This is a genomic window from Mesorhizobium sp. M7A.F.Ca.ET.027.03.2.1 (assembly GCF_003999175.1).
Lineage (GTDB): Bacteria > Pseudomonadota > Alphaproteobacteria > Rhizobiales > Rhizobiaceae > Mesorhizobium.
Map to the genome: position 1 here is coordinate 1 of NZ_RZOM01001137.1, position 1,919 is coordinate 1,919.

At 56.5% G+C, this 1,919-nt stretch carries 2 protein-coding genes; both read right to left on the minus strand.

The genetic code is table 11. From position 1 onward, the window contains the following. Positions 1-522: 522 nt before the first annotated feature. Positions 523-951 (minus strand): acyl-CoA thioesterase, encoded by a 429-nt coding sequence (locus EN750_RS32115; protein ID WP_127399093.1) that lies wholly within the window; start codon positions 949-951, stop codon positions 523-525. Next, positions 948-1,883: a 3-keto-5-aminohexanoate cleavage protein gene (locus EN750_RS32120; RefSeq protein ID WP_127317813.1), complete on the minus strand. Its 936-nt coding sequence runs from the start codon at positions 1,881-1,883 to the stop codon at positions 948-950. Before EN750_RS32120 ends, EN750_RS32115 begins: the two co-directional genes overlap by 4 nt. Positions 1,884-1,919 lie beyond the last annotated feature (36 nt).

Genomic DNA, 1,919 nt, shown 5'->3' on the forward strand with positions numbered 1-1,919 from the left:
ATACTTCGCAGCGCGCCAGCTCGGCCATATAGATGCCGCCCCATCCAAGGGATGTGGCTCCAATCAGAGCTACCCAGCTGTAAACTTCAATGACCGACTTTGGGCGCATTGCTGTCATTCGCCTCCGGCGCATAAGTCGCCGCGTCGCCTAACACGCTAAGCCCGCCACTCATCCTGTCAGGCGGCAGTTACCTTGGATCGGATTCTCCGCCTCAAGTATCCGCTTCCAGCAAATGAAGATTGAAAGTTTTCCATTCCGTTTGTGGATTCATTTTTTTCAAAATTTTGACTAAGATGATATAACGCATTGACTTTATGCCGATTAAAGTCCCTCTCCCGCTACCACTTCAAACGCCACTATCGTACGCAATGGCCGATTGTGGCGGGCTGCCCATGCGGTGTCCTGTGCGATAGCGGCTATATCTGACCTTCCTAGGGCGAGTAGAAGCCTTCAGCGACCTACAGCATCTCGCTCAGTGACGCCAATGCGGCTAACGATGCCGTCACCAGATATTCTCGCCGTCACCCACGCGTATCGGCTTCACCCATCGGAAGTTTCGCGCTCGCCTGCCGGGCTTCGCCTTCGATCTCGATCTTGCTCCGCGCTTGAAGATCGAAGCGCACCGTTACGGTGCGCATGCGCGCATGCAGGACTCCGTCCAGCGTACCGCGCATTTCATGCAGATAAGTCAGCGACGATTTCCCAAGCTTTTCTATAACGCTGCGAACGGTGACCAGAGTTCCCGCCGCGGTTTCATGCACGTAGTCGATCTCCATCCTCACATCCGCCCAGCCGAGGGTCGGCGTCAAACGAGGATCGGCAATCCTGCCCAGCAACTGGAAACTGGCGTCATCAAACATCGCCACATAATGACGAACGTTGAGATGGCCCATCGCGTCGCACATCCAAGGATGCACGACGCCGACATAGGTTTCGATGCCGGGCGTCAAAACCCGACCTCGTTTGCGCCCTTGAGATCCAGCAGTTGACGGGCTTCGTCGGGCGTCGCGATTTCGAGCGACAACTCGTTGAGAATGCGCTTTATCTTGGCAACCTGTTCGGCATTGCTCTTAGCGAGCGTGCCCTTGCCGACATAGAGGCTGTCTTCCAAACCGACCCGTACATTGCCGCCCATGATCGCGCCCATCGTGCAGAGATTTATCTGGTGCTTGCCCGCGGCAAGGATCGACCAGAGATAATCGTCTCCGAACAGCCGATCAGCCGTCCTGCGCATGTGCATCATGTCTTCTGGGTCGGCGCCGATTCCGCCCAGCAGCCCGAAGATCGTCTGGACGAAAAGCGGCGGCTTCAGCAGCTTGCGGTCTAGAAAGTGCGCAAGCGTATAGAGGTGACTGACATCGTAGCACTCGAACTCGAATTTCGTGCCGTAAGCCTGGCCGACTTCGACGATGATACGCTCGATCTGCTCGAACGTGTTGGAGACGATGCCCTTCTTTGTGTCTTCCAGGTAGCCCTTCTCCCAGTCGTATTTCCAGTCGGTGTATTTCGGCGCGATGTGGTGCAGGGCGAAATTCATAGATCCCATATTGAGCGAGCAGAGTTCCGGCTTCGAAGCGTGCGCGGCTTCAAGGCGCTCTTCGAGGGTCATCTTCAGCCCGCCGCCGGTGGAAATGTTCATCACGGCGTCGGTCTGCTGCTTGATGCGCGGCAGGAAATCCATAAACAGCTTTGGATCAGGGGTAGGCTTGCCGGTCTCCGGATCGCGGGCATGCAGATGGATCACCGACGCTCCGGCTTCGGCTGCTCCGACGGCGGCGTCGACGATCTCGGACGGCGTTATCGGCAGATACGGGCTCATCGTCGGCGTGTGGATCGAGCCGGTGACCGCACAGGTGATGACGACTTTCGGCGATTTCTTCATTGTTGAACTCTCTCTTGTCTGCCTTTTGTTGTTATC

Coding starts and splice junctions, on each gene's coding strand:
- EN750_RS32120 (WP_127317813.1), bottom strand. CDS start 1,883: ATGAAGAAATCGCCGAAAGTCGTCATCACCTGTGCGGTCACCGGCTCG.